General features: G+C 65.4%; 27 protein-coding genes and 1 pseudogene. 7 read left to right on the forward strand and 21 right to left on the reverse strand.

Annotation, left to right across the window (positions count from 1 at the left end; all coding sequences use genetic code 11):
- Window positions 1–244: 244 nt before the first annotated feature.
- Complete coding sequence (locus tag ACOZ4I_RS08220; RefSeq protein WP_424004688.1) at window positions 245–1,906, reverse strand: tRNA uridine(34) 5-carboxymethylaminomethyl modification radical SAM/GNAT enzyme Elp3; 1,662 nt, start codon at window positions 1,904–1,906, stop codon at window positions 245–247.
- 121 nt (window positions 1,907–2,027) lie between these two features.
- Here ACOZ4I_RS08220 and ACOZ4I_RS08225 point away from each other — a divergent pair, with 121 nt between their 5' ends.
- Window positions 2,028–2,162, forward strand: coding sequence for a hypothetical protein (locus tag ACOZ4I_RS08225; RefSeq protein ID WP_424004689.1), 135 nt, complete (start codon window positions 2,028–2,030; stop codon window positions 2,160–2,162).
- A gap of 25 nt (window positions 2,163–2,187) precedes the next feature.
- Here ACOZ4I_RS08225 and ACOZ4I_RS08230 read toward each other — a convergent pair whose 3' ends face one another.
- From ACOZ4I_RS08230 to glmS, 8 genes are all read right to left on the reverse strand, one after another.
- Window positions 2,188–3,939: a cation:proton antiporter gene (locus tag ACOZ4I_RS08230; protein ID WP_424004690.1), complete on the reverse strand. Its 1,752-nt coding sequence runs from the start codon at window positions 3,937–3,939 to the stop codon at window positions 2,188–2,190.
- A gap of 96 nt (window positions 3,940–4,035) precedes the next feature.
- Window positions 4,036–4,524: a cupin domain-containing protein gene (locus ACOZ4I_RS08235; protein WP_424004691.1), complete on the reverse strand. Its 489-nt coding sequence runs from the start codon at window positions 4,522–4,524 to the stop codon at window positions 4,036–4,038.
- Window positions 4,525–4,565: 41 nt separating this feature from the next.
- Complete coding sequence (locus ACOZ4I_RS08240; RefSeq protein ID WP_424004692.1) at window positions 4,566–6,734, reverse strand: OB-fold nucleic acid binding domain-containing protein; 2,169 nt, start codon at window positions 6,732–6,734, stop codon at window positions 4,566–4,568.
- A 76-nt stretch (window positions 6,735–6,810) separates the two neighbouring features.
- Window positions 6,811–7,074: a hypothetical protein gene (locus ACOZ4I_RS08245; RefSeq protein WP_424004693.1), complete on the reverse strand. Its 264-nt coding sequence runs from the start codon at window positions 7,072–7,074 to the stop codon at window positions 6,811–6,813.
- 24 nt (window positions 7,075–7,098) lie between these two features.
- On the reverse strand, window positions 7,099–7,722 hold the full coding sequence (locus ACOZ4I_RS08250) for a YIP1 family protein (protein WP_424004694.1): 624 nt from the start codon (window positions 7,720–7,722) through the stop codon (window positions 7,099–7,101).
- A gap of 127 nt (window positions 7,723–7,849) precedes the next feature.
- Window positions 7,850–8,428, reverse strand: coding sequence for an NADPH-dependent FMN reductase (locus ACOZ4I_RS08255; protein WP_424004695.1), 579 nt, complete (start codon window positions 8,426–8,428; stop codon window positions 7,850–7,852).
- A gap of 125 nt (window positions 8,429–8,553) precedes the next feature.
- Entirely contained in the window at window positions 8,554–9,006 is a 453-nt protein-coding gene (locus tag ACOZ4I_RS08260) for a hypothetical protein (RefSeq protein ID WP_424004696.1), read from the reverse strand.
- Window positions 9,007–9,124: 118 nt separating this feature from the next.
- Window positions 9,125–9,568 carry a methylaspartate mutase subunit S gene (gene glmS / locus ACOZ4I_RS08265; protein WP_424004697.1) on the reverse strand — a complete coding sequence of 148 codons (444 nt, stop codon included), beginning with the start codon at window positions 9,566–9,568 and terminating at the stop codon, window positions 9,125–9,127.
- A gap of 238 nt (window positions 9,569–9,806) precedes the next feature.
- On the opposite strand from glmS, the gene ACOZ4I_RS08270 reads away from it, so the two are divergent.
- A complete protein-coding gene (locus tag ACOZ4I_RS08270; RefSeq protein ID WP_424004698.1) occupies window positions 9,807–10,343 on the forward strand; it encodes an N-acetyltransferase family protein in 537 nt (178 codons plus the stop codon).
- Window positions 10,344–10,361: 18 nt separating this feature from the next.
- Here ACOZ4I_RS08270 and ACOZ4I_RS08275 read toward each other — a convergent pair.
- The 4 genes and pseudogenes from ACOZ4I_RS08275 to ACOZ4I_RS08290 all read right to left on the reverse strand — a co-directional run.
- Window positions 10,362–10,508: pseudogene (locus ACOZ4I_RS08275) on the reverse strand (A/G-specific adenine glycosylase); the annotation flags it as partial.
- A gap of 524 nt (window positions 10,509–11,032) precedes the next feature.
- Window positions 11,033–11,881 carry a hypothetical protein gene (locus ACOZ4I_RS08280; RefSeq protein ID WP_424004699.1) on the reverse strand — a complete coding sequence of 283 codons (849 nt, stop codon included), beginning with the start codon at window positions 11,879–11,881 and terminating at the stop codon, window positions 11,033–11,035.
- Window positions 11,882–12,021: 140 nt separating this feature from the next.
- Window positions 12,022–12,954, reverse strand: coding sequence for an A/G-specific adenine glycosylase (locus tag ACOZ4I_RS08285; RefSeq protein WP_424004700.1), 933 nt, complete (start codon window positions 12,952–12,954; stop codon window positions 12,022–12,024).
- 38 nt (window positions 12,955–12,992) lie between these two features.
- Entirely contained in the window at window positions 12,993–14,888 is a 1,896-nt protein-coding gene (locus ACOZ4I_RS08290; RefSeq protein ID WP_424004701.1) for an ATP-binding protein, read from the reverse strand.
- A gap of 167 nt (window positions 14,889–15,055) precedes the next feature.
- On the opposite strand from ACOZ4I_RS08290, the gene ACOZ4I_RS08295 reads away from it, so the two are divergent.
- Window positions 15,056–15,382 (forward strand): hypothetical protein, encoded by a 327-nt coding sequence (locus tag ACOZ4I_RS08295; RefSeq protein ID WP_424004702.1) that lies wholly within the window; start codon window positions 15,056–15,058, stop codon window positions 15,380–15,382.
- Here ACOZ4I_RS08295 and ACOZ4I_RS08300 read toward each other — a convergent pair.
- Window positions 15,379–16,653 carry an MgtC/SapB family protein gene (locus ACOZ4I_RS08300; protein ID WP_424004703.1) on the reverse strand — a complete coding sequence of 425 codons (1,275 nt, stop codon included), beginning with the start codon at window positions 16,651–16,653 and terminating at the stop codon, window positions 15,379–15,381. The two genes, ACOZ4I_RS08295 and ACOZ4I_RS08300, sit on opposite strands and share 4 nt — an antisense overlap.
- A 134-nt stretch (window positions 16,654–16,787) precedes the next feature.
- Entirely contained in the window at window positions 16,788–17,063 is a 276-nt protein-coding gene (locus tag ACOZ4I_RS08305; RefSeq protein ID WP_162414014.1) for a PadR family transcriptional regulator, read from the reverse strand.
- Between the two features lie 210 nt (window positions 17,064–17,273).
- On the opposite strand from ACOZ4I_RS08305, the gene ACOZ4I_RS08310 reads away from it, so the two are divergent.
- Window positions 17,274–17,546: an amphi-Trp domain-containing protein gene (locus ACOZ4I_RS08310; RefSeq protein WP_424004704.1), complete on the forward strand. Its 273-nt coding sequence runs from the start codon at window positions 17,274–17,276 to the stop codon at window positions 17,544–17,546.
- Between the two features lie 247 nt (window positions 17,547–17,793).
- Here ACOZ4I_RS08310 and ACOZ4I_RS08315 read toward each other — a convergent pair whose 3' ends face one another.
- Window positions 17,794–17,940: a hypothetical protein gene (locus ACOZ4I_RS08315; RefSeq protein WP_424004705.1), complete on the reverse strand. Its 147-nt coding sequence runs from the start codon at window positions 17,938–17,940 to the stop codon at window positions 17,794–17,796.
- Between the two features lie 59 nt (window positions 17,941–17,999).
- Here ACOZ4I_RS08315 and ACOZ4I_RS08320 point away from each other — a divergent pair, with 59 nt between their 5' ends.
- Complete coding sequence (locus ACOZ4I_RS08320) at window positions 18,000–18,719, forward strand: DUF7117 family protein (RefSeq protein ID WP_424004706.1); 720 nt, start codon at window positions 18,000–18,002, stop codon at window positions 18,717–18,719.
- 40 nt (window positions 18,720–18,759) lie between these two features.
- On the opposite strand, the gene ACOZ4I_RS08325 is transcribed toward ACOZ4I_RS08320, so the two are convergent.
- The 4 genes from ACOZ4I_RS08325 to ACOZ4I_RS08340 all read right to left on the reverse strand — a co-directional run bounded on the left by ACOZ4I_RS08325 (window position 18,760) and on the right by ACOZ4I_RS08340 (window position 20,943).
- Window positions 18,760–19,248: an NUDIX hydrolase gene (locus ACOZ4I_RS08325; protein ID WP_424004707.1), complete on the reverse strand. Its 489-nt coding sequence runs from the start codon at window positions 19,246–19,248 to the stop codon at window positions 18,760–18,762.
- Complete coding sequence (locus ACOZ4I_RS08330; RefSeq protein WP_424004708.1) at window positions 19,249–20,142, reverse strand: bifunctional methylenetetrahydrofolate dehydrogenase/methenyltetrahydrofolate cyclohydrolase; 894 nt, start codon at window positions 20,140–20,142, stop codon at window positions 19,249–19,251.
- Window positions 20,143–20,302: 160 nt separating this feature from the next.
- On the reverse strand, window positions 20,303–20,671 hold the full coding sequence (locus ACOZ4I_RS08335; RefSeq protein ID WP_424004709.1) for a DUF5615 family PIN-like protein: 369 nt from the start codon (window positions 20,669–20,671) through the stop codon (window positions 20,303–20,305).
- The gene (locus ACOZ4I_RS08340) at window positions 20,668–20,943 is read right to left on the reverse strand and encodes a DUF433 domain-containing protein (protein ID WP_424004710.1); all 276 of its coding nucleotides are present in this window, start codon (window positions 20,941–20,943) and stop codon (window positions 20,668–20,670) included. Before ACOZ4I_RS08340 ends, ACOZ4I_RS08335 begins: the two co-directional genes overlap by 4 nt.
- Window positions 20,944–21,045: 102 nt before the next feature.
- Between ACOZ4I_RS08340 and ACOZ4I_RS08345 the strand changes: the two genes are divergently transcribed.
- Entirely contained in the window at window positions 21,046–21,681 is a 636-nt protein-coding gene (locus ACOZ4I_RS08345) for an IS6 family transposase (protein ID WP_423998662.1), read from the forward strand.
- 23 nt (window positions 21,682–21,704) lie between these two features.
- Here the strand turns inward: ACOZ4I_RS08345 and ACOZ4I_RS08350 are convergent, their stop codons facing one another.
- Window positions 21,705–22,862, reverse strand: coding sequence for an acyl-CoA dehydrogenase family protein (locus tag ACOZ4I_RS08350; protein WP_424004711.1), 1,158 nt, complete (start codon window positions 22,860–22,862; stop codon window positions 21,705–21,707).
- A 114-nt stretch (window positions 22,863–22,976) separates the two neighbouring features.
- On the opposite strand from ACOZ4I_RS08350, the gene ACOZ4I_RS08355 reads away from it, so the two are divergent.
- Window positions 22,977–24,941: a 3-hydroxyacyl-CoA dehydrogenase NAD-binding domain-containing protein gene (locus ACOZ4I_RS08355; RefSeq protein WP_424004712.1), complete on the forward strand. Its 1,965-nt coding sequence runs from the start codon at window positions 22,977–22,979 to the stop codon at window positions 24,939–24,941.
- Window positions 24,942–24,948: the final 7 nt, after the last annotated feature.

The following is a 24,948-nucleotide window of genomic DNA, read 5'->3' on the forward strand; positions in this document are numbered from 1 at the left end:
ATTATCCGTTTTCTCGACCGCTACCCGGCGTTTTCAGCTAATAAACCCATCAACCCTACCTGATGAGTAAGGGTCCTCTGAGAGGGTGAACAGCGGGCCGGGTCCTGGTGGCTATACGTATAGTGGCTGAAAATAGCGCCACGCTTTCGGTAACGTCGGCCACTCGGCGCGCGCGGTCGCGCAATTGCCGCTCGAACACGCTATCCCCCCGTCGAAAATACGTCGCTTGTCCCCGAACGCACGGCTAGAGGCGTTTGCTCACGTACGGGCCGTCCTGCCGATAGCCGAGTTTCTCCCGGTAGTACTGCCGGACGCCGATACCGGAGATGACGGCGATCTTCGGGAAGCCGGCGTCCCGCGCCAGTTCCTCGGCTCGTTCGAGCAGTTTCCGGCCGTAGCCCTTGTGCTGGTGGTCCTCGTCGCCACCTTGCTGCCCGACGCCGACCGCGTTGCCGTAGACGTGGAGTTCCCGGACGAGCGCAGCGTCTTGCAGTTCGCGGCGGACGGGCTCGTTCGGGAACCGGAGCCGGCAGAAGCCGACCAGCACGTCGTTATCGAAGTCCTCCACGGAGATGAAGTGCTCCGTGCCGCCGCAGGCCTCGTATGTCAGGACGTCGAACTCGACGTTCTCGGCTACCTCGTCGCTGTGGCCGGCCTCGCGACAGCGGATACAGTCACAGGTCCAGCCGTGCTCGTCCATCCGCTTGCGGGCGAGCTGGCGGAGGTTCGACTTCCAGACACCGCCCTCGATGAAGTCCGCGGGGATGTCCCGCTGGACGCGCTGGAGACGGGTGTACCGCGGGATCATGTCCTTGATCTCCGCGACGAGTTCGGCCGCCTCGTCGTTCGAGAGCGGCTCGAACTCGTCCTTGCGCCACCAGTCGTAGGTGACCGTTCCCTCGACGACGAGCGTGGGATAGATCTTCAGGTAGTCGGGCCGGAAGTCCGGGTCGTCGAAGATGCGCCGGAAGTCCTCCAGGCACATCTCCTTGCTCATCCCGGGCTGGCCCGGCATCATGTGGAAGCCGACCTTGAACGCCGAGTCCCTGAGCCGGCGGTTCGCGTCGATGGAGGCCTGCACGCCGTGGCCGCGGTGCATCTCGCGGTTGATCCGCTCGAAGGTCGTCTGGACGCCCACCTCGACCTTCGTCCCGCCGAGGTCCAGCATCCGGTCGATCTGCTCGGGGTCACACCAGTCCGGCTTGGTCTCGAACGTCGTCGCGACGTTGCGCACGTCTGCGGTCTCGTTCTCGGCGATCACGTCCTCCAGGTACCGGAACTCGTAGTCCTCGCGGTCCTCGGCGAAGCTCACCCCCTCCTCGGGCGACGGTTCGGCGTCCACGTCGAAGTCGTTCATCGCCTCCAGCGCCCGCTTGACGAACCACTCCTGGTAATCGTGGCTCCGGGCCGTCATCGTCCCGCCCATCAGGATGAGTTCGGCCTTGTCCACGGGGTGACCGATCTCCCGGAGCTGATTGAGGCGGAGCGTGACCTGGCCGTAGGGGTCGTAGTCGTTCTGCTCGCCGCGGGCCGCCGCAGGCTCGTGGCCCGTGTAGGACTGCGACGACGAGAACTCGGAGTCGGGTCCACCGGGGCAGTAGAGGCACTTCCCGTGCGGGCAGCGCTCTGGCGACGTCATAATCGCAATTGGAGAGACGCCCGAGGCCGTCCGCACCGGCTTGCGCTGGAGGACCTCCTCCAGCACCTCGCGGTGCTCCTGTGGCGCGTAATCGAGCAGTTCGGAGTTCTTCGGGACTTTCGGCGCGGAGTACTCCCGACACACCTCGATCTTGGCCGACTCCACGTCGTCGCGCTCGACCTCGCCGGCGAGGATGCGGTCGACCAGCTCCGCACACACCTGCTGGAAGGCCTCCGTCTCGCGCGGGTCCGTCGTCTCCGTGCTCATCTGCGTTACCGAAAGGTGGTCGTCTCGCCCGAATAAGCGTGTCGCTCGGGTGTCGACGCGCGGCCGTCCGGGCCGCACAACTGCCGCGGGCTTGAATAGTGTCGCGGCCGTAGACGGTGGCATGGCCACGAACTCGGACGACGACGCGACGACGGATCGGCCGAAATTCCGCGGGTGCGTGTTCTGTTACGGCGCGGAGTGGGCCTACTACGGCGCGAAGACGGCCGCCCGGTCGGTGTCGTCGGACGGGGAGTGACAGACCGACTGCAGTGCGATTCGGCTTACTCTCCGCCCGCCGATAGCTCTTCGTCCCCGGTCGTATCGGCGTCCGTTTCCTCGGCGAGGTCGAGCCCGAACTCTTCGACTCGCTGCCGCCAGAACTCCTCGTAGCTCTCCTCGCTCTCCGAGACGGTCTGCTCGCCGTCTTGCACCCGGTCGAGTTTGATGTCGATCTCCTCGATGAGTTCGTCGCCGACGTCCCCGGAGATGACGCCGTTTCGCGTCGCGTCCATGAGCGCGCTCTTCTCGCGCCGGAGGAGTCGCCGCTCACCCGCGAGGATCTGCTCCTGTCTGAGTTCCGGGTTGTCCCGCATCAGCGTGGCGATGGCCTCGTTGAGCTGGTCTTTCTCCCGCTCGTACTCCGTGGTGAACCGGTCGTACACCTCCTGTGGGATGTCGCCGTTGGCGTGGAGTTCGTCGGCGGCGTCGAGGGCCGCGTCGACCGCCCGTGCCCGCCCGACCAGCAGTTCGTACAACTGTTCCGCGTCGCTCCGGGTGACGATGCCGAGGCCGTCCAGCACGTTCGACATCGTCAGGCCCTGAACGACCAGCGAGAAGGCGGCGACGCCGAACACCATCGCGCGGAGTTCGGTCCGCATCGGCGTCGACGGCGGGAGGCCGAGGACGAGCGCGATGGGGATTGAGGCGTGCAGCCCGCCCCAGACCATCACGTGCTGGTACGAGCGCGGGACGGAGGGTTCAGAGAGGCGGTTCGCGAGCGCTGTCAGCGGGTAGACGACCGCACTGCGGGCGAGCAACACCATGGGAATCGCCATCCCGATCAGCGCCGCGTTCGAGAGGAGGTCGCCGATCGGCGTCGTCACGCCGATCATCAGGAAGATGAACGTGTTGACGATGAACGCCGCCGTCTCCCACGTGTTGAACACGGCGATCTTCGTCTGGGGGCTCATCGCGTACTCCGCGCCGCGGTTGCCGATGAACAGGCCGGCGACGACGGTGGCGATGACCCCGGAGAGGTGGAAGCCGAGCACGTCGGCCGCGTAGTGTTCCGCCAGCAGGAACGCGCCGTAGGCGAGGATGATCGTCAGGATGATCTCGGTCATCTGGTCGTCCAGCGAGACCATCACCGAGTACGCGAGGACGCCCCCGGCCAGGCCGACCAGGAGGCCGCCGCCCGAGACGATCGCGATGTCGACGACCAGTTCGCCGATCCCGCCGACGGTGAACAGTTCGCCCGCCCCCGCGCCGCCCTCGGCGCTGCTCGTGACGTACCCGAGCAACGCCGAGAACACGACGACGCCGACCCCGTCGTTGATGAGGCTCTCGCCCTCGACGAGCGTCGCCAGTCGCTCCGGCGCGCCGAGTTCCTCGAACAGCGCCAGCACGGAGACGGGGTCAGTCGGCAGAATCATCGCCGCGAACAGCAGGGCGAGCAGGAGGTCGAATCCGGGAAACAGCGCCGCGCCGGCGACGCCGACGAGGACGACGGAGGCCAGCAGGCCGACGACGGCGAGCAGCAGGATGGGAACCAGGTTCCGTCGAAGCCGTTCGAGATCTGTCGTGGCCGCGCCCTCGAACAGCAGCGGCGGTAGCAACACGAGGAGAATCAGGTCGTGCGACAGTTCGATGTCGATGGTGACGCCGACGACGGAGGCGGCGACCCCCGCGATGAGCAGGGCGATCGTGTAGGGGAACTGCCCGACCTTGGTGACGAGGATGCCGACCCCCGCGGCGATGATGAACACCGCCAGGAGGTCGGCCAGCAGCGAGACGGGGATTCCACCGGTTGCCATGGGGGCAGTTCCGACGTGTCCCGGTTAAGCCTGCTCCCGGCGACTGACGTGTGCATCTGGACCGGTTCGGGCAGCGGACCGACGCGACTCCTCGACTTACTCGTCCCAGTAGTCTTTCTCCGCGGTGGCGTCGAGATACGTCGACAGGGAGCGCTCCGCGGCGTCGCCGCCGGGTGCCGCCCCGGCGTACAGCCCCACCATCTCTCTGTCGGGATAGACGGTAATGTCGGGTTCCTCCATCGTCGAGACCATCAGCAGGCGCAGTTCCTCCTCGCCGGCCGCGATCTCGTGGGCGCTCTCCTCGCCGGCCGGGAGCGCGACGTAGTCGCCGGGTTCGAGCGCGTGTTCCTCCTTCTCGGGCCCGAGCCACAGCGTCCCCGTCCCGCGCTGGACGAAAATCGCCTCCTCGTTGCCCTCGTGGTAGTGACGCAGCCACAGTCGCTTGCCCGCCGGCACGGCGTAAAGACTCGCGCCGAGTTCCTCGCCGCCGGCGGCCTCGCCCAGTTGCTTGCGCCGGAACTGCCGGTCGCCGTGGTCGTAGTCGGTCCAGTCGAGGTCGTCGGCGTTGACGGGGCCGTCGCTCATGGGCACGGTGACAGCACGCGACCGGAAAAAGACTCGCCGCGTTACAGCTGGTCGGCCAGCACGTCGAGCGTCGCGTCGAGCACGGCCGGGCGCTCGCCGGCCAGGTAGCGGATCGTCCCCTCGCGGACGCTCCGGGTCGCGACGCCGCCTTCGGGGACCCGTTCGGCCACGGCGGCCGCGAGGTCGTGCAGGGCAACGTCGCCGTCGGTCCGGACGTACATCGTGTCCGTGGAGATGCCGAGGACGGCCGAGCACTCGTCGCGCACGTCGCGGTGGAGTTCGTCCAGCAGGAGCGACTCCGGCGGGAACTCGTACTGATGGGTGAACGCGTCCGTGTCCAGCACGGCGATGTCCACGCCGTCGACGGTGCGGTAGTCGAGGTTGGCCCGCGCGGTCGAGACCTCCTCGTCGACCTTCTCGCGGAACTGTTCGGAGACGTGGCCGGCGAGGCCGCCCACGTCCTCCTCGTCGTCGCCGAAGACGAGGTCGGTGATGAGTTCGCGCTTGTCCTCGTAGGACTGGTAGTGCGCCTCCAGCGCGACGGCCTCGCGGAGTTCGGCGACGGCGTCGGCGTCGTAGCCGGCCTCGCTCGCTGCGTCGAGGTACGACTCCGGCGCGTCCTCCCAGAAGCTCACGGCCGGGAGGTGTCGAAGGTCGTCGCGCACGTCGTCGTTGACGTGGGCGGCGACGTTGGCCGCGAGCGCGGTCGCGGTGGTGTCCGGGGCGTCAGCCACGGTCGGCGAGACGACGGCGTCGACCGCGTCGACCACTGCGCCGTCCACGTCGATGTCGTCGATGACGACGCTCGGTGCTCCGTAGACGTTCAGGAGGTCGAAGCCGTCGAGGCTCTCGCGCGTGCCGCCGGCGGCGACGAAGACGAACAGCGGGAGCTTCTCCTCGTGGCGCTCCCGGTTGTCGAGCATCGTCGTCGTGTCCTTCGTGGCATCGTCCATGTCGTAGACGCCGCCCTCCAGCGGTCGGCGGTCGAAGTAGTGGTACTGCGCGTCGGCACGACGGTGCTGCTCGCTCACCAGCGGGAGCGTGGCGCGTTCGAGCGCGCTCCCGGCCAGGTAGCCGTCCGCGGTGTTGGCGTGCCGGACGATGACCGGCCGGTCGGTGAGGACGGCCTTGCGGATCTGCGTGGCCGTCTCGACCAGTTCCTCGGAGAGGTCCGCGATGGCGGGGTCGTCGGCCAGCGGTTCGACGGTCTCCGGTCGTGCCTCGTCGTCCAGCGCGTCGGCGAGCCGCTGTTCGACTTCGTCACGCTCGCCGGCTTCGAGGACTGTCAGCTCGTCGGTCTCCACCTGCAGTTCGCCGCGGCGGCGGCGGACCTCGCCATCCAGTCGGATCATGTCGGCCTCCTCGACCTCGGGGTAGGCGCGGACGCCGGCCTCGACGAAGGCCGCGCAGTCGACGGTGGCGGTCTCGTCTTGCAGTTCGAACACCGTCGGGCCGGAGGTCTGTCGGATGCCGACGACCTCGCCCTCCAGTCGGACGTCTTCGCCGACGTGTTCGTCGAGGTCGCCGATGGCGACGGCGACTGGCTCGGGAGCCGAGGCCGCTTCGTCGTCGGTCTCGTCGGATTCGGCGACGACCGCCGCTGATCCCCCGTCGCTCTCGCCGACGGAGCCGGCGCCCGAGACGCGGTCCTCGTCGCTGGCCCGGCTCACCGCACCGGCGCTCGAAGCCTCGTCGTCAGCGGTCTGTTCCGCGTCGTCGGAGTCGTTCTCAGCCTCGGCCTCGGATTCAGTTCCGGTTTCGGCGTCGGCGTCGACCGTCTCGTCGGTGGTCTCGGAGTCGCTCGTCTCCTCGTCGTCCTCCTCGTCATCGAGCAGGACCGAGTGGCCGATCTCCGGGTCGTCGACGAGGACGCCGCGGAACTCGCGTTCGGCCTGTCGGATCGACCAGCCGAGGTCGATGTTGCCGTTGTCGCGCACGTTCTTGACCTGGACGTAGACGTCGTCGCCCGGCTCCCAGTCGAGGGAGTCGAGCCGTCGGTCCAGTTCGCTCCGGTGGAGAAGCCCAGTGACACTGTCGCCGATGTCGACGAACACGCCGAACTCGGCGAAGCCGTCGACACTGCCGCGGTAGTACCGACCGACCGATAGCTGGTCGGGGCGAGAGCCGCGGAACTCGAACAGGGCGTCCTCCTCGTGGAGGTCACAGATGCGTCCTTCGACAGATTTGCCGCAGATGATACACGAACCCATTACACGGTGAAAGCATGTCGTGCCTAAAACGGTTGTCGAAATCCAGACGACTTCGAGACCGTCGGAACGGCACGGCTCAGTCGAACAGCTCGCTCTCCGTTTCGAGGAGTTCGAGGCCCGAGGCGACCGCTCTGGCCTGTTCCGGGAACAGGGCGATCTCGATCTCGCTGCCCTGTTCGTCTTCGAAGGCGAGTTTCACGCGCTTGTCGCCGTACTCCCGCACGTCGACCCCCTCGACGTCGTACATCTTGATCGTCGCCTCCTTGTTCGACGGGCCGACGCTCTTGAACGCGCCGTCTTTGAGTTCGAGCATGAACTGGTCGATGTCGATGCTGAGCATACCCGAGAGGAGAGCGGTGGCCACCTAAAACCCGGTCACCAGCGACAGCGCGTGGAACCCCCGGAAGCCGTACCCGAAAACGATAGCCGCGGGGACGGCCCCCACGACCGCCGCGACCGGGAGCCTGAGGTCGTGAACCGTCGCCGTTCCGAGGACGTACAGCCCCGCGCCCCAGACGGCGACGAGCGCCCGGACCTCGGGGCTCGGCAGGCCCGCGAACAGGCACGGAGCCATCGCGTAGCACAGCACCTGTACCGTCTCGCTGATACCGCCCCGGTCCGGCGCGGTGGGGACCAGGAGTAGCGTCTGCACCGCCGCGGTCAGGTGCACCGTCGCCGGCGTCACGAACATGATGATGGCCAGCAACACGAGCACGGCGACGCCGGGCGAGAAGCCGATGAGCGCCGGATAGTCGAACGGCCCGGTCGAAAGGAGTCCCCGCTCGGCCAGATGGACGACGGCGAAGCGACTCGCCTCCTCGACGAGTACGACCATCGACGCGAACACCAGTCCCGGTGCCTGATCGCCCGGCGCGACGCCGGTCCGGAAGAACCGCCGCGGTCGCCGGAGAATCTCGGCCCACGCGCGGACCAGCGCCGCCGGTCCGCGGTCACGCCCTCCGGTCGGATTCTCGACCCACTGCGTCACGCCGGACACTTGGAAACGGGCCGATTTGACGGTTTCCTTCTCCGCGTCGACCGCGGTTTTGAGCGAGAGGCTTCAGCCCCTTCGAACCGGCCGCTTACGGCTCGGACACGCTCCGCGGCCCTCCCGGCTAATCGTCCGCTCCGACGTTCTCCGTACTCTCGAAACACGCCGGATCGGGCTCGATGTTCGCGTACTGCACCGCTTCCTCGCCGAGCGTCACGACGCGGTCCTCGATGTCCTCGTCGGCGATTTCTCCGTCCTCGACGTAGGTCCGGGCCCGCGGAATCGCGGCCTGGTGGGGGATCACCCAGCAGTTGAGCGAGCGACAGACGGACCGGAGGTGTTCGAGCGCGGTGATCGGAAACCCGCCGCCGGCGACGGCGAGTAGGCCCACCGTCTTGTGTTCGAACTCGTCGAAGCCGCAGTAGTCGAGCGCGTTCTTCAGCACGCCCGAGTACGAGCCGTGGTACACGGGCGTCCCGAGCAGGATCGAGTCGGCGGCGTGGATGTGGTCGGCGAAGTCGACGGCGTCGCCGACCTCTCGCTGGTCCGCGTCGAACACCGGCAAATCGAACTCACCGAGATCGAGCAATTCGGTCGTCGCGCCGGCGTCCGCGGCGGCCGCGAGCGCGCGTTCGATGCCGACGCGGGTGTAGCTCTCGTCTCTGAGGCTCCCGACGACGCCGACGACGTGGGGTCTGGACATGGCCGGAGTATCGCATGGGCCCGGTATAGGGATGGTGGACGGGGTCGACGCGGCCGTCCAGGCTCGACACACCCGACCGTTCGGGCCCGCCAAACCCCGGTTTCGGCGGCTCGACCGTTCACGCGTCAGGATACGAGGCCGTCGAAGCGCCGGCGCGCGTACATCAGGGGAAGCCCCCCGACCGCGCCGATTGGTGCCGTCACCGCGAGAGCGAATCCGACGACGACGACGCCCGCGAGCAGCACCGTCCGTGGACCCCAGACGACCAGGACAGCGAGCGTCCAGAGCGACACCGTGACGACGGCCGTCACCAGGCCGAAGAGCGCGCCGAGCAAGTAGGATTGCGCCGCGCGCCGCTCGACGAGCGCCCACCAGCCGACCGCCCCGACGACACCGGCGGACGCTGGAAGGAGGACCGCCGCGTACGCCGATTGGAGGCCGAGAACCGTCAGCAGCGTGTCGGCGACGACACTCAGCGGCAGCAACACCAGCGAGCTACAGACGAACGCGTACGCGCCGGCGAGCAGCGACCACGCGACGGACGGGGAGGGCGACGGAACGGAGCGGTCAGGGGTCACGAGTGAGAGCAGCCCCAGGCACAGCATATATTTTCGGGATCCACTGACAGCGCTTCGGGTGATCTCGGACGGCGACGGCGCTATCGGCGAAAACAGACGCGACGGAGAAGGGCCGCCCTCAGGATCGCAGTCGCGTCCGCTCGGACGCAGCCTCGCGCGAGCGGTGGCCGAGGTCGGCCTTGAGCGCCTCGATGGCCTCCTGCGGGTCCGTCTCGGAGTTGAACACGCGGTCGAAGCCCATCTCGCGGAAGGTCTTTCGCGTCTCGTCGAAGGAGTCCTGCCCGACGGCGAGGTTCCCGCCGATGTACGTCGTCACGTCCAGGCCGGCCTCGTTCATCGCCTGATGGAAGCCCTGACAGTCCTGCTCGGCGTGGCCGTACAGCGAGGAGACGAGGATCGCCTCCGCGTCGTGGTCCGCCGCGGCCTCGATGAACTCCGACTGGGACGTCTGTACGCCGAGGTTCACGACTTCGAACCCCGCCGCTTCGAACGCCCGTTCAAGGATGGTAATTCCGACGACGTGCGCGTCGGAGCCGATGACACCGAGGATGACTGTCCTCATACAGGACCACCAACGAGGGTATCCTACATAAACCTAATGAAAGACCATTATAGATTGTGCCAACCCTTCCCACCCGCGAAGGGATGGATATTAGCCGCGATAGCTCAAATCACCTGTAGACTCCCCCAGCAATGGTATCCGAACCGTCGTCTCGCCTCGACGCCGCGGCGACGCCCGCCCGTCCGTCCCGGCGACGCGACCGGCGAGCGAACAGCCCAGACGCCCCGAGCGAGTCGCTATGACGACCGTCAGGCCGGCGTTCGACGCCGACGCCGACGACGTTCGCCGGGTGGCCAGGCGCGCGTGGCACGACGCGTACGACGAACTCGACCCCGCGGTCATCGAGTCGACCATCGACGACTGGTACGCGGACCCGCTCGGGGCCGCGCTCCACGGGTGGGCCGGCGGCGTCCCCGCGAACGACCTCGAAGATATCGAGGCGATTCTGCTGGTCGCCGAGCAAGACGGCGACATCGTGGGCTTCACGCAGGGCATCACGCTCCAGACCGTCGGGACGATTCTCCGCCTGTACGTGGACCCGGATTACCACCGCGAGCGCGTCGGGACAGCGCTGTACGAGCGGCTCAAGGAGATGTTCGAATCGCACGGCGTCGAGCGAATCCGGGCGCTCGACCTCGCCTCGAACGACAAGAGCCGACGCTTCTTCCTGAACCACGGCTTCGAGCGGTCGAACACGCGGACGGTCACCATCGGCGGCGAACCCTACGACGAGGCCGTCTTCTCCAGAGAACTGGAGACCGACGGCGAAGTGTGATGGCGGTTTCGGCAGTCGTCACCGCCGGAGTCGCGCGACCATCTCGCCGTCGCGCTCGTCCAGGTCTACGAGTCCGTCATCGTCGAGATCCGAGAGCAGTCCACGGAGCCACTCGCGACCGTACTCGCCCTCGGGGGCGTAGTCGACCCGGATTCGCGGCCCGAGTCGTCCGCAGAAGTCGTCGAGTTGGCTCTGCTTGCCGAGTTCGGCAACTCCGCTCCTCAGACGCACCTCTTAACTGGTCCTTCATCCCCTCGATCCGCCAGTCTACCGGGAGGTGTAAGAACGATTTGATGCGTTGTCCATGATATCTCTCCAGGGCGGGCTCTGGCGAGTCGAAAATAACTCGACAGAACTCCTTCAGAGTGTCTGTCCTTCGGGGATATGCATATGCGAGCCTTCGACAACGCTGTTTGGTGACCGTGGTATGTCTGACCGAATATTAGTTCCCCATTCAGGGTGAAAGTGAACTGTCGATTTCGACCGATTTGCTCTTCTGAGCACTACCTTTGGTCGTCGGGAAAGGTTCTTATGCGGGAATCACCTCTCTTATAACAGAACGGGCTGGAGGCTCCCACGATGACCTTTCAAGAACAACTCCGCTCGATAGAAGAGCGGTACGACGTAAGCGAGAGCGAACATGCCCGGGAACTCGGGCGCACTGTCGCGGACCTTCAGGACTAGCGCGGTTATTCTGCCTTTTCGAGGAACGAGACGAACGCCGCTTTTCCGATCCCTTCGATACTGACGAGTTCGTCGTGTCCAGCACGGGTAAGGGATTCAGTGAGGAACTCCGTACAGAGTTCGGTGTGTGCAGTCCCATAGTGTGCGTACGCTTCTGAACGAGTGAAATCGAGGTCGTACTCTGCAAGAACGATCTCGATACCGTTCTTCCGGATAACGGTGTCACACCCCCACTCAGAGAGTAACGAGAATGCCGTCGTATTCCGCCGAACCGTGAGAAGCCGCTTCGATTCGGTAATGTACTCGTTAACCCAGGTCTTCCAGTCGTACGCTTCGGTCGCAAAGTCCGGAAAGGAGAACCCGGTTTCGATGCTCTCTAGATACCACTGAGCCATGCTGATCGAAGTCCGGTGGTTCGCGTTGGGTAGCGCATGTTTCAGAATCAGCGTAGACATGAGTTGCCCTGCGACATCGACGGCAGTACCGGTCCAATCGACGCGTGCAATAGCATCGGGAATCCGCTCTAAATCGATCTGCTTGTAGATTTCGAGCTTCGCTTCCTCTTCCAGTTCCTTCTCCTCGACAATCTCCTCGAAGATCTGGAGCAACCGCACGGTGATCGTCCGATCCTCTGGTGACATCTCATCAAGTACGTCTTCGAATTCGTCGTCAAGGTCCTCAACCGTACCACTCGCCCCACGATTCGTATACAGCACAAAGAACTCCTCATCGAAATCGTAGTGCTCAATAATCGCACGTTGACCGGATGTCGTTATCTCACCCCTGTCCTGAGTGACATACGCGAGAGAATACTGAGAATCTTCGGGATGATGGTAATAGACACGGGCAGTCATCCAATGAGTGTAGGCGATAGACCGAAGTAAAATACACTACATGCGACGGTGGACACGCATGTTCGGACATACTGATGTCCGCACACCGATGTGAGTCGTTCTGGGGCTCTGGAGAAGTAGGCCAGCGAGTCTTAACTGGGTTATCGAAGGCGAGCAGTTATCTGACCGTCGTCTTCTTCGATCTTGACGAGACCGTCGTCGGCGAGATCCGAAAGGAGGTCTCGAAGCCACTCGCGGCCGTGCTCACCGTCGGGTGTGTAGTCCACACGAATCCGATGACCAAGCGTGTCCAGGTCCATCCCGTCGTGGTCGCCGAGGAGGCGAACGATCCGGCCCCGGAATTGCCGACGGCTCCCTTCGAAGGTCGGCTGTGTGGGCACGTCCGGCGCGGTGAAATCGCCCGTCTCGTAGGCCGAACACCACTCGCGCCAGGGACACGCCGCGCCGTCGCAATCGGGCGTCTTCCCGCAGGCTACGCCGCCCAGTTCCATGATCGCGTTGTTCCAGACGCGCGACTCGCCGTCGGGCATGAGCGCGCTGGCGACGGTCTCGAAGGCGTCGTCGTCGTCCGGCACGTCGAAGGCGCGGTACAGGACGCGCTTGACGTTGGTGTCGACGACGGCGTCCCCGTTGTTGAACGCGAAGGAGGCGACGGCGTTGGCGGTGTACGGGCCGACGCCCATCAGGTCGCTGAGGCCGTCGGGGTCGCGGGGCCACGCGCCGTCGAAGTCGTCGCGAACTTGCCGCGCGGCCTCGTGGAGGTACTTCGCGCGGTTGTTGTAGCCGAGCGAGTGGCTGGTCCAGAAGCCGACAACGTCTGCCCGATCCGCGGCGGCGAGGTCCGCGGCGGTCGGCCACCTGTCGAGGAAGTCCTCCCACGCGTCGACGACGCGGTCCAGTTGGGTCTGCTGGCTCATCACCTCGGAGACGAGAATCTCGTAGGGATCTTCGGTCTCGCGCCACGGAAACGAGCGGTGGTCGGCCTCGTACCACTCGATCAGCGCCCGCTGGACGGCAGCGGGGTCCTCGGGCACGATCCCTGGACGCTCTGCCGTCGACGACTTGTCGCTCATGCGACGCCCTTCGCGCCGTCCTGTTTTGTGCGTGGCGGTCAGTCGTCGGACTCGACGCCGACCCACTCGAAGTCGGTGCCGTACCAGTCCGGTTCGTCGGCGTCGAACACGTCCGCGAAGACGAACATCGCGCCGCCGACGTAGGTCGTGTCGACGTACAGCCGCCAGCCGTGCGCGTCGGCGATCGTCTTGACGATGGAGAGACCGAGTCCGGTCCCCTCGTCGCTGGTCGTGTGCCCGTAGTCGAAGATGTCGTCGACCTCCTCGGTGGGGATTCCGGGGCCGTCGTCGGCCACGTAGAAGCCGTGATCGGTCAGTCCCACAGAGACGGTCACGTCGTCGCCGACGTGGTCGATGGAATTCCGAAAGAGGTTCTCGAAGGCGCGCAGGAGCCGCGAGCGGTCGGCGTGAATCGTCCGGCTCTCCTGTACGTCGAGCGTGGCGTTCTTGCTGTCGATGTTGTCCCACGCGTCGGCGATGACGGCGTCGAGCGGGACCGGCTCGGTCTCCTCGACGCTCGCCCCTTTCCGCGTCAGCGTCAGCACGTCGTCGATGATCGACTCGATGCGGTCGTGTGCGCCCTCCAGTTTCTCGATGTGAGTCTGCAGGTCGTCGCCGTCGGGATCACGCTCCGACAACCGGGCCGAGAGGAGTTCGACGTGGCCGCGGGCGACCGTCAGCGGGTTGCGCAGGTCGTGGCTCAGCGTCGACGCGAACTCGTCGAGGCGCTCGTTCTGGCGCTCCAGCTCCCGACTGGACCGCTCGGCCGCCTCGCGCGCATCGTGCGCCTCTCGGATCTGCGTTCTGAGTGCGTCGCGCATGTTCGCGAAGGACTGGTACAGCCGGCCGATCTCGTCGCGGCGCGTCGTCGAGAGATCGACGCCGAGATCGCCCTGCTCCATCGCCTTCGTGCGGCTCCGGAGTCGGATGAGCGGCAGCAAGGTGTGCCGGCCGAGGACCACGCCTACCACGGACAGCGAGACGATGGCCGTGCCGACGATGACGATGAGGCTCCGCTGGATGGTCCGCGTCGTCGCGTACAGCGACGCGGTATCCGCCGACGTGGCGACGACCCAGTTCGTGCCGTTCACCGGTGCGTACGCCGTGACCGCGCTATCGGTTTCGACGACCGGCTGGCCGCCTGTCGCGGCTTCGTCGACACCCGCCTGCCGCACCGGGACACCGCGGGTCTGGTCGGCCCCAGCCATCGGCTCGCCCTCGGCGGTGAGCAGAGTCGTCTCGAACTCCGCACGGTGAGTCTGGAGTCGATCGGTCGGAATCGTCGCGACGAGGACGAGCGCGCCGTCCGAACCGGAGACAGGGCTTGCGAACGCAACCGTCGCGGGTTCACCGTCGCCGTAGACGGGCGACGTCGTCACGGTCCGGGTCGGGACGGCGGCCTCCGTCGCGTCGTCGAGCGCACCGGTCCACATCGGTTCGAGCACGGCCACCGACGTGCCGGAGGCAGAAACGTTGGTACTGGCGACGACCGTGTACCCGCCATCGGACGGTTCGGCGTAGTACAGCCCGCGGATCGGCGACGCGTCCGCCCCGAGGCTCGCGACGAGATGCCGGCGAACGTCCGCGGTCGTTCCCTCGCCGAACACGGGCGACGCCGCGACAGTCGCGGTCATCGCCTCGGTGTCAGATCGCCAGGCTGCGACGGTATCGGCGTGGTGGGACGCCGAGGTTCGGAGGTCCGTCTTCGCGTCACGCTCGACCCGCTGGTGGACCTGATAGTAACTGACCGAACCGACCGCCGAGAGCACGACGATCACGACGAGCAGTGCCACGGCGAACTTCGCCGCGTAGTTCCGGGATACGAACGTCGGCACCAGCCCACCGATGAGGGCGTCGCTCTCGCCGCCCCGTGTGTCGGTGGTGCCGTGTTCACCCCCGTTTCCACCCCGTGGCCCGCCGCCAGAACCCGTCATTGTTACCCCAAATCGGTCGGAGGACGACCGTCGCATATGCTATTAACATTCCATTTGATAAAATTTATTATCCTGATAGTTACTCACTGTCACGGTCGTGTGGCGTCGTCTGACCGGTTCCGATCGGAGTCGTAAGGGGTTTCCTCGCGCTGGACCTCGGGTGCGCTATGAGCCTCGACGATCTGCAGGACGACATCGAAGCGGCCTACGGCGACCTGGGCGACGATCTCTCGCTGTCGCTCGACCGCGAGACGCGCAACGAACTCGCGATGCTGTCGGTGGCGATGGATCCCGACGACACCGACGAACTGGTCCGGCGCGCGATCCACATGCTCTTTCAGTCCACCGTCGACCGGGGGACGCTCGACTTCCACCTCCGGTCTGGCTACGACTGCACGTACGACGAGTACCTCTCGGGGATGACGTTCGACGAGATGACCGGCAATCAGTTCCCCCAGCCCCAGGACAACGACGACCGACGCTACCAGTTCTAGAGGAGCAGTCCCAGCGCGAACACGGTCGCCACGCCGAGCACGACGGAGCTCCAGAACGCGACGCGGGACGCGAACGCCCGGTTCGGCCCCGGGGCCGTCAGCGCCGCCTTGACGCCGATGCTGGCCGCCGTCGCGGCCAGGATGGCAACCATCGCCGTCGGGCCGTCGATCGCGCCGCCGCGGTACAGTAACACGGCGGAGGTCGTCGCTCCGGCGCTCGAAACCAGCCCGCTGAGCGCGGACGTGACGTAGAGCCCGGCGGTACCGAACTGCGACTGCGCGACGCCGCCCAGGACAACGACCAGCAAGAAGACCCCGCCGAACGCCAGCGCGTTTCGCATCGAGAACGGGCTCTCGAGTCCCATCTCGACGGTCTCCGACCAGTCCGCAGTGTAGGCCGCGATGGCCACGCTACCGACGATGACCGCGCCGAGCGGTACGACCGCCTCGACGAGGATACCGCGCTCGATGGTGAACACGACGGTGATGAGGAGGTTCCGCAGCGCCATCGCGGCGTCGGCCAACAGGATCGCGGCCACCGCGTAGGAGGCCGCGTCCGGCCGCTGACGGACGTGGTCGAGCATCGTCCCGACCACGGCCGTCGAGGACGCGATGCCGCCGAAGAACCCGGTCACGGCGATGCCGCGGCCGCCGTAGCTCTGGACGATGGCGTAGTTGACGATGCCGATACCAGCGACGAACATGACCATCAGCCAGATCACCCGGAGCTCGACGCTGATGTCCAGCAGTCCGCCGGGGAGTTCGACTGGTTCGGCCGGGAGGAGCGGGTAGATGACGAACGCGAGGATAGCGAACTCCGACGCGGAACGCAGTTCCTCGCGCGAGAGGCCCCACGCGAGCGAGTGGAGTTCGCGCTTGAGCACCAGCAGGAGCGACGAGAAGACGGCGACGGCGACGCCTTCGAGGACGAACCCCTCCGCGACGAGCGCGCCCACGCCGTAGGCGACGAGCATCGAGACCGACGTGGTTAGCGACAGCCCCTCGCCGTTCTCGTCGTCGAGGAGGCCCTGCACTGCCAGCAGGATTCCCTGGACGATCACCAGCACGCCGCCGACGACCAGCAGCGCCTGGCTCTCTGCGAGAGTGAACACCGCGGCCAACAGGCTGATGAGCGCGAACGTCCGAACCCCCGCCGACTTCTGTGACCACTCGCGCTCCAGCCCCAGAAACATCCCGAGCGCCCCCGCCAGCAGGATGTGCAGGACCGACGCCTGGACTGGTGCGGGGTCGAACTGCAACAGCACGTTCACAGGTAGCATACGACAGGAGACGGGTAAAGTGGTCGGGTGCAGGCAGCACGCGGCGGGTGCCTCGCCGAGTAGCCGAGCGCTCTGCGTACGGCAGTCGCTCGTCCGTGCGCGAGGCCAACGCCGTCGTCAGTCGGCTAGAGGTCGACGTACTGGTCTTCCCAGTCGCGTCGCGCGTCGATCTCGCGTCGCCCGCGACGAGTGAGAGTGTAGAAGTTCGTCCGCCGGTCACGCTGCCCCTTCTCGACCAAGCCCTTATCTACAAGGGTGTCCAAGTTAGGGTAAAGGCGCCCGTGGTGGATCTCCTTCTCGTAGTATGCCTCGAGTTCCTCCTTGATCGCCAATCCGTGGGGTTCCTCCCTGCCGGCGATGACGTACAGGAGGTCCCGCTGGAAGCCTGTCAGGTCGTGCATCGATTGGTCCTATGTAATGATTATGTATCTATACTCTTAAATATATCGGCATAGAGAAGTTGTCGATTTCTGTGATGTCTAATTCTCCGAATACCGGAGATACAGACCGTTGTTACGGCGGTATATTTCTCACGAAATAGCATCAAATCTACATCACTCTCTGGAAACTGATGGCGATGAGATTATTTGTTAGTAGGGCGTATGGTCACTATGGTCGAAACTGTCCTCTTCGAGAACGAGCGCGTTCTCGACCGGAGCGCCGTGGCGGACTACCTCAGAAGCCTGGCCGACTCGCTCGACGAGGGATCGGACGTAACTCTCAGCGCCGGCGATCAGTCGGTGACGCTCGCGCCACCGTCGCAGGTGGAGTTCGAAGTGAAGGCCGAGCGCGAGGGACCGGCCGAGGGGAACGGCGAACTGAGTATCGAAGTCGAACTTGAGTGGCCGGAACACGCGACGGACGACGAGCTGTCGATCGAGTAGCCTCGTCCGTCTTTTTTCGGATTTCTTGACCACAGAATAGCCGCTGCTCGGATCGTAGCAGCGAAGTAAGTGGAAAGCGGTCGCGAAAATCGCGACCGCTTGCCGCCCTGAATTGGTCCCCGCTGACGCTTCGGCCCTCCAAGCGAAGCGTCACTTGGTCGAATGAGGCAGAATGACTTAAATGTACCGGCCCTGTCCTGCAGATGTTAGCTTTCGGAACAGAACTGGATGGAACGTCGCACACATCCTAGATGTGTTCCTCCTCTAAGACCCACCCGAGTGCCCGCTTGTAGTGGGTGAACATCATTCGGACCCGTTCGTGGTCCATCTCTTCTGAATCGAGTTGTTCGGCGAGGAACTCGTATTGCTCGCGGATCTCGTCTTCCGAGCGCATGCTCGCCGGTACGCGGCGCTCGCGGAACAATCTTGAGGGCGGCCCACAGAGTGTCGCACATGAAGATTCGCGGGGAGCGCGAGTGCCAGGAGTGTGGCACGCGCTGGGCCTACTACGAGACGGGCAGCGTGGAGTGCCCACAGTGTGGCAGCCTCCACAGCGTGGGCATCGACGAGCGAACCGAACACACGGACTCGCCGGCGACGCTCGACCTGACACCGGTCAGGAACCGCATCGACGCGGACTCGCTCCGCGAGATAGCGACCGCGACCGCCGATACCTGCCGCGAGTACGCGCAGAAGCGCGGCTTCATCGACGCGGGCGCTCTCAGGCCGCTGTCGGAGACGTACGTCGCGGCGGTCGAACTCCAGCACGTCGCCGCACACGTCGCCCGCGAGATGCGGGTCGACGACCCCACAGAGCGGTACTTCTACGAACTGCTCGGGGGCGCGGACGAAGGGGATCGACCGCCGGTCGACGACGTTCCGAACGCCCTCAGAGCGCCGTACGGGCTGGCGATGGCGACCGCGATCGAGCGCTATCAGGGTGACGTTCGGACGTACCTCGACGCGAACCCGAACGCCGACGCGCGCCGACTCTCCGGCCGCATTCGTGACCACCGCAAGCGGATCGAAGCCCTCGACGGCGACGTAGACCCAGCCGACGCGAACCGCCTCGTCCACGCGGCCCGCGACCTGGGCTCGTTCGTCGCCGGCGAGGAGAGCGCCGCCGTCAGGGCAGAGAACTGGCTGACCGGTATCGAAGACGAAGACGCCTGAGCGCGCTCCCTGTGCCCGTCCGCCGACGCGCCCGCGACGGCTACCGCAACCGCCGCAGCAGGTCCCGGTCGAGGCAGCTCTCGGGCACCGCCTCACGCCACGCGACCGTCTCTATCTCCTCGTCGACGAGGCCGGGGTCTGACGCGAGCGCTGTCGTCTGTGGCGTCCCGCGATACGTCCCGAAGAAGAACGTCTCGCTCTCTGGCGTTTCCGGTGTCGTCACCGTTACCTCGGTGACCGCGGCCAGGTCGTCGACGGTTATCTCGACGCCGGTTTCCTCCCGTACTTCCCGCACTACCGCCGCTTCGCGGTTCTCGCCGGCCTCGACGCCGCCACCGGGCAGTTTCCAGGTGTCGTCCTCGTAGACGAACAGCGAACGGTCGTCGGTGTCGGTGACGAGCGCGCCGACCGCCCAGTGGAGGCCGCGGTCCGCACGCTCGCGGACGCCGGCCAGCCCGTGCTCGTCGGTCTCGCGCGTGACGCGGCGGGTGTACACGTCCCGGTCCGCGAACGCCGACAGCGACGGCATTCAGGGGAGGTCGACCGCGACGTCGTGCTGGAGGCCGGCCGCCTTGACCGTGTTGTACAGCAACATCGCGCGGGTCATCGGGCCGACGCCGCCGGGAACGGGAGTGATGGCTCCGGCCTTCTCCTTCGCGCTCTCGTACTCCACGTCGCCGACCAGTTCGTAGCCCTTCTCGGTGTCGGCCTCGACGCGGTTGATTCCCACGTCGATGACCGTCGCGCCCTCGCCGATCATGTCGCCGTCGATCATCTCCGGGACGCCCGCCGCGGCGACGACGATGTCGGCGTTCCGGGTCCGCTCTGCGAGGTTCTCCGTTCGGGAGTGACACACCGTCGTCGTCGCGTTGCCGCCGGGGGCCTTCTGGATGAACAGGTTCGCCATCGGCTTGCCGACGATGTCCGAGCGGCCGACGACCACGGCGTCCTTGCCCTCGGTGTCGACTCCGGCGTGGGCGATGAGCTTCTGGATTCCGTGGGGTGTACAGGGCTTGTAGCGCGCGTCGCCGGCGACGAGGCGACCCACGTTCTCCGGGTGGAAGCCGTCTACGTCTTTCAGCGGGTCGATGGCGCGCAGGACCTCGCGGTCCTCGACGTGGTCGGGGACGGGCATCTGGACGAGAATGCCGTTGACGTTCTCGTCGGCGTTGAGGTCGTCGACGGTGTCGTACAGTTCAGACGCGTCGGCGTCCGGGTCGATGTCGATGTCGATGGCCTCGATGCCGACCTCCTCGCAGTCGTTTTGCTTCATCGAGACGTACGTCTCGCTCGCGGGGTCGTCGGACATCAGCACCGTCGCCAGCGAGGGGCGAACGCCCTCGTCGGCGAGCCGGTCGATCGCGTCCGTCAGGTCGTCTCGGATGGACTGGGCGACGGCGTTGCCGTCGATGATGTCGGTCATTAGGTAGTGTTGGTGACGCGCCCGCGTATGAACGTCCCGGATTCGGGTCGATGTAGGAAGGACGTCGGGTCGGCTGAAGGGGCGTGCGGAGAACCGACGCCGTCGCGGGGCGAGCGGTACTGAGAACGTCGGAGAGTCCTGAACGTCGCCCGTTAGCGTACTACTCGTGGAGCCAGTCGTACCACTCGCCCAGGTCGACGAGTTCGTTTTCGATGCCGTCCGTCCCGTACTGAGTGAACACCTCGTCGACAGCCCGTGCTAAGCCTTCGGGATCGGTATCCGGGAGCGTCTGCTGATAGTAGAGGAGAACGCCCGCGTGGTCGTACTCCTGGTCGAGCGCCTCGAAGTCCTTCGCGTTGTTCGTCAAGAGGACGGTTTCGTGGCTGTCACACCACTCCAGTAGTTCGGCATCGGTCGTGAACTCCCCGAACCGGTCTTTCGCCTGTTCGACGTCGTGACCGCGCTCGCGAAGCAGTCGCTCGAAGACGCGACCGACGTGTTCGTCGAGGAGAATCCGCGCGCCCGTCACTGGATCGTTTCTTTCGGCTTTAGCGACGAGTCGCGAACGCGGTCGAACGCGTCTTCGTTAGCTCGCTCGAACTCGCGCAGTTCCTCGACGTTCGCGTAGTAGTACGAGAGCGCCTCGTACACCTGTGACAGGGAGATGTCGAACTGGTCGGCGACGTGTGCGGGCGTGGAGTCGCTATCGAGGACCCGAGTCGCAACGTGGCGAACACCGACTCTCGTCCCGTCTATTCGGGGCTCACCACCGAGAATTTCATCGTCACAGGTGATACTCATGTACGGAATTAGACTCCGCCATCGGATATATGTTTTCGGCACGCTGACCGGGCGGTGTTTAGTTAAGCGTGAAAAGTGAGGCGGACGGATTTCTTGGTGCCTATGCCAGAAATCAGCCGCCTCAGCGGGAATAGAGACTGGATTGATTTGGATTTTGTGGAGCGCGAGCGGACACCCGAGTCGGCGATGGCGCTGGGTATTCAATCGCATGTTGCGGGACTCTCGCTGTCAAATACCGTCGAATTACTCGAAGATTTGGGTGTCAATCGAAGTCGAAAAGCCATCCACGATTGGGTGCAGAAAGCCGATCTACAGCCCAAATCCGGTAAATCTCCGAATCAGATTGCGCTCGACGAAACGGTGATTCGCATCAACGACCAGCAATTCTGGCTGTACGCCGCTGCCGATCCAGAAACGAACGAACTGCTTCACGTCCGGTTGTTTGCGACGACTACGATTACTCTCACGGAAATTTTCTTGCGCGAACTTCGGCAAAAACACGATATCGAAACTGCCATTTTTCTCGTTGATGGCGCTCAACACCTCCAAACTGCACTTCAACGAGCTGGACTCCGATTTCAGATGTGTCGCCACGGAAATCGGAACGCTGTCGAACGGATTTTTCGAGAGCTGAAGCGTCGAACCTCGTCGTTTTCGAACTGCTTCAGCCACGTCGAACCGGAAACAGCCGAAAATTGGTTGCAGAGTTTCGCTCGCTGGTACAATGCTCCAAACTAAACACTACCGACTAGTCAGGGACCTCACATGATTCCCTTGCCGAGTAGTTCGCGCGCGACGATGTTCTTCTGGATCTCGGTGGTTCCCTCGTAGATCTGCGTGATCTTCGCGTCCCGGTAGAACCGCTCCACGTCGAAGTCGTCGACGTAGCCGGCCCCGCCGTGGATCTGGACGGCCTCGTCGGCCACGTCGACGGCCACCCGCGACGCCTTCTCTTTCGCCATCGACGCAAGCTGGGTCAGCTGGTCGTCCGCGTGGTCGACGCTCCAGGCGGACTTGTAGGTGAGCTGGCGCGCGGCCTCGATCTCGGTGAACATCTCCGCGAGCTTGTGCTGGATGGCCTGGAACTCCGAGATGGGCTGGCCGAACTGCTCGCGCTCCTGTGCGTACGCCAGCGCGCGCTCGGCGGCCCCGCGAGCGATACCGACGCCCTGTGCGGCCACGCCGGTCCGCGTTTCGTCGAAGAACTGCATGAGCTGGAGAAAGCCCGCCCCGCGCGTGCCGACGAGGTTCTCCTCGGGGACGCGGACGCCGTCGAAGACCAGTTCCGCGGTGTCCGAGGCGCGGATGCCGAGCTTGCCCGTGATCTTCTCGGCTTCGAACCCGTCTCGGTCGGCCTCGACGACGATCTGCGAGAAGCCGTTGTAGCGGCCCTCGGCGTCGGGGTCGGTCTGACAGAGGACGACGAAGTAGTCGCCGACCGTCCCGTTCGTGATCCACATCTTCGTCCCGTCGAGGACCCACTCGTCGCCGTCTTTCTCCGCCCGGGTCGAGACCGAGGACACGTCCGAGCCGGTGTCCGGCTCCGAGATGGCCGCGCCCATGATCGCCTCGCCCGTCGCCACCGGTTCGAGGTAGCGCTCCTTCTGTTCGTCCGTCCCGAAGCCGACGATGGCGTCGGCCCCGAACGCGGCGGACTGGATGCTCAGACCGATACCCGCGTCCGCGGCAAACAGTTCCTCGGCGATGATCGCGTTCGTCAGCGTGTCGTAGCCCGCGCCACCGTACTCGAGCGGGATGTTCGCGCCGGTCAGCCCCATCTCGGCAGCGGCCTCGACGACCTCGTGGGGGAACTCCTCCGCCCGGTCGTACTCGGTGGCCACCGGCTCGATCTCGTTTTCGGCGAAGCGAGCTACCTCGTCACGGATCTGTCGCTGCTCGTCTGTCAGGTCGAAATCCATGTGCGGTATGTTGTCGTGGGCCGGCAATAATGGTTCGCAATCGATAATAAACTAGCGAGTGGTTGTCTCCCGAGAGAAACGTTGAAACGTCGGCCGAGAGTGAAAGGACATGTCATGGATTTCGAGGATATCGACACAATCGCCGTGCTCGGGGCCGGAAATATGGGTCACGGAATCACGGAAGTGGCCGCCCTCGCCGGCTACGAGGTTCGCATGCGGGACATCAAAGACGAGTTCGTCGAGAGCGGGTACGACAACATCGAGTGGTCCCTGAACAAACTGGCCGAGAAAGACCAGCTCTCGCAGGCCGAAGCCGACGCGGCGCTGGACCGCGTGACGCCGCTGGTGGACGTGGAGGAGGCGGTCGGCGACGCCGACGTCGTCATCGAGGCGGTCCCCGAGAAGATGGAGATCAAGAAGGACGTCTACACCGAGGTCGAGGAGTACGCGCCCGAGGAGGCCATCTTCGCGACCAACACCTCCAGCCTCTCGATAACCGAACTCTCCGAGGTCACCGAGCGACCCGAGCAGTTCTGTGGGATGCACTTCTTCAATCCGCCGGTCCGGATGCAGCTTGTCGAGGTCATCACGGGGGCCCACACCGCCGAGGAGACCCTGGAGACCATCGAGGCCCTCGCCGAGGACTTCGAGAAGACGCCGGTCCGCGTCCGCAAGGACTCGCCGGGCTTCATCGTCAACCGCATCCTCGTCCCGCTGATGAACGAGGCCGCGTGGCTCGTCCACGACGACGTGGCGACCATCGCGGAAGTGGACTCCACGACGAAGTTCGACATGGGCCTGCCGATGGGTTCGTTCGAACTGTCCGACCAGGTCGGCAACGACGTGGGTCTGCACGTCCTCGAATATATGCACGAGGTGCTCGGCGACCCCTACGAGCCGTGCCCGCTCATCGAGGAGAAGGTGGAGAACGAGGAACTCGGCAAGAAGACCGGACAGGGCTTCTACGACTACGAGAACGGCGGCGTCGACATCCCGGCCGACGCCGGCCGCGAGGACGTCCAGCACCGCCTCGTGGCCGTCATGGCCAACGAGGTCGGCAAGCTCGTCGAGAACGACGTGGCCCCCGTCTCGGACATCGACGAGGCCGTGATGCTCGGCGGCGGCTTCCCCGACGGCCCGGGCAAGATGGCCGACAAGATCGGGCTCGACACACTCGTCGAGACGCTCGAATCTGCCCACGAGGAGACCGGTGCGGCCCGGTACGCCGTCTCCGACGGCCTCCGAAACGCCGCCGAAGACAGCGGCTTCTACGGCGGCGACGACGACGGCGAGACCGAGTTCGACACGGTCTCGATCTCGTACCCCGGCGACATGGTGGCACACGTCGAACTCGACCGCCCCCACCGGATGAACACCGTCAGCCCGGAACTGCTGGACGACCTCGCTGCCGCCGTCGACCACCTCTCCGAGGACGACGACGTGCGTGCGATCTTGCTCACTGGAGCCGGCGACAAGGCGTTCTCGGCCGGGGCCGACGTGCAGTCGATGGCCTCGAACGCGTCCCCGCTCGACGCCGTCGAACTCTCCCGGAAGGGACAGGAGGTATTCGGCAAGCTCGAGGAGTGCCCGATGCCCGTGGTCGCCGGCATCGACGGCTACGCGCTGGGCGGCGGGATGGAACTGGCGACCTGTGCGGACCTCCGTGTCGCCTCCGAGCGCTCGACGCTCGGCCAGCCCGAGCACAACCTCGGTATCATGCCCGGCTGGGGCGGCACGCAGCGCCTCGCCCGCATCGTCGGCGAAGGCCGCGCCAAGGAGATCATCTTCACCGGCGAGCGCTACGACGCCGCCGAGCTGGCCGAGTACGGCTTCATCAACGAGGTCGTCGGCAACGACGAACTCGACGACCGCGCGATGGAGCTGGCGGCCGACCTCGCCGCCGGTCCGCCAGTCGCCCAGCGCTTCACCAAGCGCGCGATGCACGCCGGCCGCGACGACCTCGACGCCGGCCTCGAACTCGAAGCGCAGGCCTTCGGCGCGCTGTTCGGCACGGAGGACATGATGGAGGGAATCAACGCGTTCATGGGCGACGACGAGCCCGACTTCCAGGGCAAATAACAGACGG

Origin of the sequence: Haloarcula salina (assembly GCF_049603855.1) — an archaeon.
In the GTDB taxonomy this organism is placed as follows: domain Archaea; phylum Halobacteriota; class Halobacteria; order Halobacteriales; family Haloarculaceae; genus Haloarcula; species Haloarcula salina_A.

What these genes read in the sequence shown, in the direction of transcription:
- ACOZ4I_RS08240 (WP_424004692.1), bottom strand. Translation starts at nt 6,734, where the DNA reads ATGGGTTCGTGTATCATCTGCGGCAAATCTGTCGAAGGACGCATCTGT.
- ACOZ4I_RS08230 (WP_424004690.1), bottom strand. Translation starts at nt 3,939, where the DNA reads ATGGCAACCGGTGGAATCCCCGTCTCGCTGCTGGCCGACCTCCTGGCG.
- ACOZ4I_RS08330 (WP_424004708.1), bottom strand. Translation starts at nt 20,142, where the DNA reads ATGACCGACATCATCGACGGCAACGCCGTCGCCCAGTCCATCCGAGAC.
- ACOZ4I_RS08345 (WP_423998662.1), top strand. Translation starts at nt 21,046, where the DNA reads ATGCCAGAAATCAGCCGCCTCAGCGGGAATAGAGACTGGATTGATTTG.
- ACOZ4I_RS08225 (WP_424004689.1), top strand. Translation starts at nt 2,028, where the DNA reads ATGGCCACGAACTCGGACGACGACGCGACGACGGATCGGCCGAAATTC.
- ACOZ4I_RS08315 (WP_424004705.1), bottom strand. Translation starts at nt 17,940, where the DNA reads ATGCGCTCGGAAGACGAGATCCGCGAGCAATACGAGTTCCTCGCCGAA.
- ACOZ4I_RS08290 (WP_424004701.1), bottom strand. Translation starts at nt 14,888, where the DNA reads ATGACGGGTTCTGGCGGCGGGCCACGGGGTGGAAACGGGGGTGAACAC.
- ACOZ4I_RS08270 (WP_424004698.1), top strand. Translation starts at nt 9,807, where the DNA reads ATGACGACCGTCAGGCCGGCGTTCGACGCCGACGCCGACGACGTTCGC.
- glmS (WP_424004697.1), bottom strand. Translation starts at nt 9,568, where the DNA reads ATGAGGACAGTCATCCTCGGTGTCATCGGCTCCGACGCGCACGTCGTC.
- ACOZ4I_RS08320 (WP_424004706.1), top strand. Translation starts at nt 18,000, where the DNA reads ATGAAGATTCGCGGGGAGCGCGAGTGCCAGGAGTGTGGCACGCGCTGG.
- ACOZ4I_RS08295 (WP_424004702.1), top strand. Translation starts at nt 15,056, where the DNA reads ATGAGCCTCGACGATCTGCAGGACGACATCGAAGCGGCCTACGGCGAC.
- ACOZ4I_RS08280 (WP_424004699.1), bottom strand. Translation starts at nt 11,881, where the DNA reads ATGACTGCCCGTGTCTATTACCATCATCCCGAAGATTCTCAGTATTCT.
- ACOZ4I_RS08305 (WP_162414014.1), bottom strand. Translation starts at nt 17,063, where the DNA reads ATGCACGACCTGACAGGCTTCCAGCGGGACCTCCTGTACGTCATCGCC.
- ACOZ4I_RS08235 (WP_424004691.1), bottom strand. Translation starts at nt 4,524, where the DNA reads ATGAGCGACGGCCCCGTCAACGCCGACGACCTCGACTGGACCGACTAC.
- ACOZ4I_RS08350 (WP_424004711.1), bottom strand. Translation starts at nt 22,862, where the DNA reads ATGGATTTCGACCTGACAGACGAGCAGCGACAGATCCGTGACGAGGTA.
- ACOZ4I_RS08340 (WP_424004710.1), bottom strand. Translation starts at nt 20,943, where the DNA reads ATGAGTATCACCTGTGACGATGAAATTCTCGGTGGTGAGCCCCGAATA.
- ACOZ4I_RS08310 (WP_424004704.1), top strand. Translation starts at nt 17,274, where the DNA reads ATGGTCGAAACTGTCCTCTTCGAGAACGAGCGCGTTCTCGACCGGAGC.
- ACOZ4I_RS08285 (WP_424004700.1), bottom strand. Translation starts at nt 12,954, where the DNA reads ATGAGCGACAAGTCGTCGACGGCAGAGCGTCCAGGGATCGTGCCCGAG.
- ACOZ4I_RS08325 (WP_424004707.1), bottom strand. Translation starts at nt 19,248, where the DNA reads ATGCCGTCGCTGTCGGCGTTCGCGGACCGGGACGTGTACACCCGCCGC.
- ACOZ4I_RS08355 (WP_424004712.1), top strand. Translation starts at nt 22,977, where the DNA reads ATGGATTTCGAGGATATCGACACAATCGCCGTGCTCGGGGCCGGAAAT.
- ACOZ4I_RS08220 (WP_424004688.1), bottom strand. Translation starts at nt 1,906, where the DNA reads ATGAGCACGGAGACGACGGACCCGCGCGAGACGGAGGCCTTCCAGCAG.
- ACOZ4I_RS08255 (WP_424004695.1), bottom strand. Translation starts at nt 8,428, where the DNA reads ATGTCCAGACCCCACGTCGTCGGCGTCGTCGGGAGCCTCAGAGACGAG.
- ACOZ4I_RS08245 (WP_424004693.1), bottom strand. Translation starts at nt 7,074, where the DNA reads ATGCTCAGCATCGACATCGACCAGTTCATGCTCGAACTCAAAGACGGC.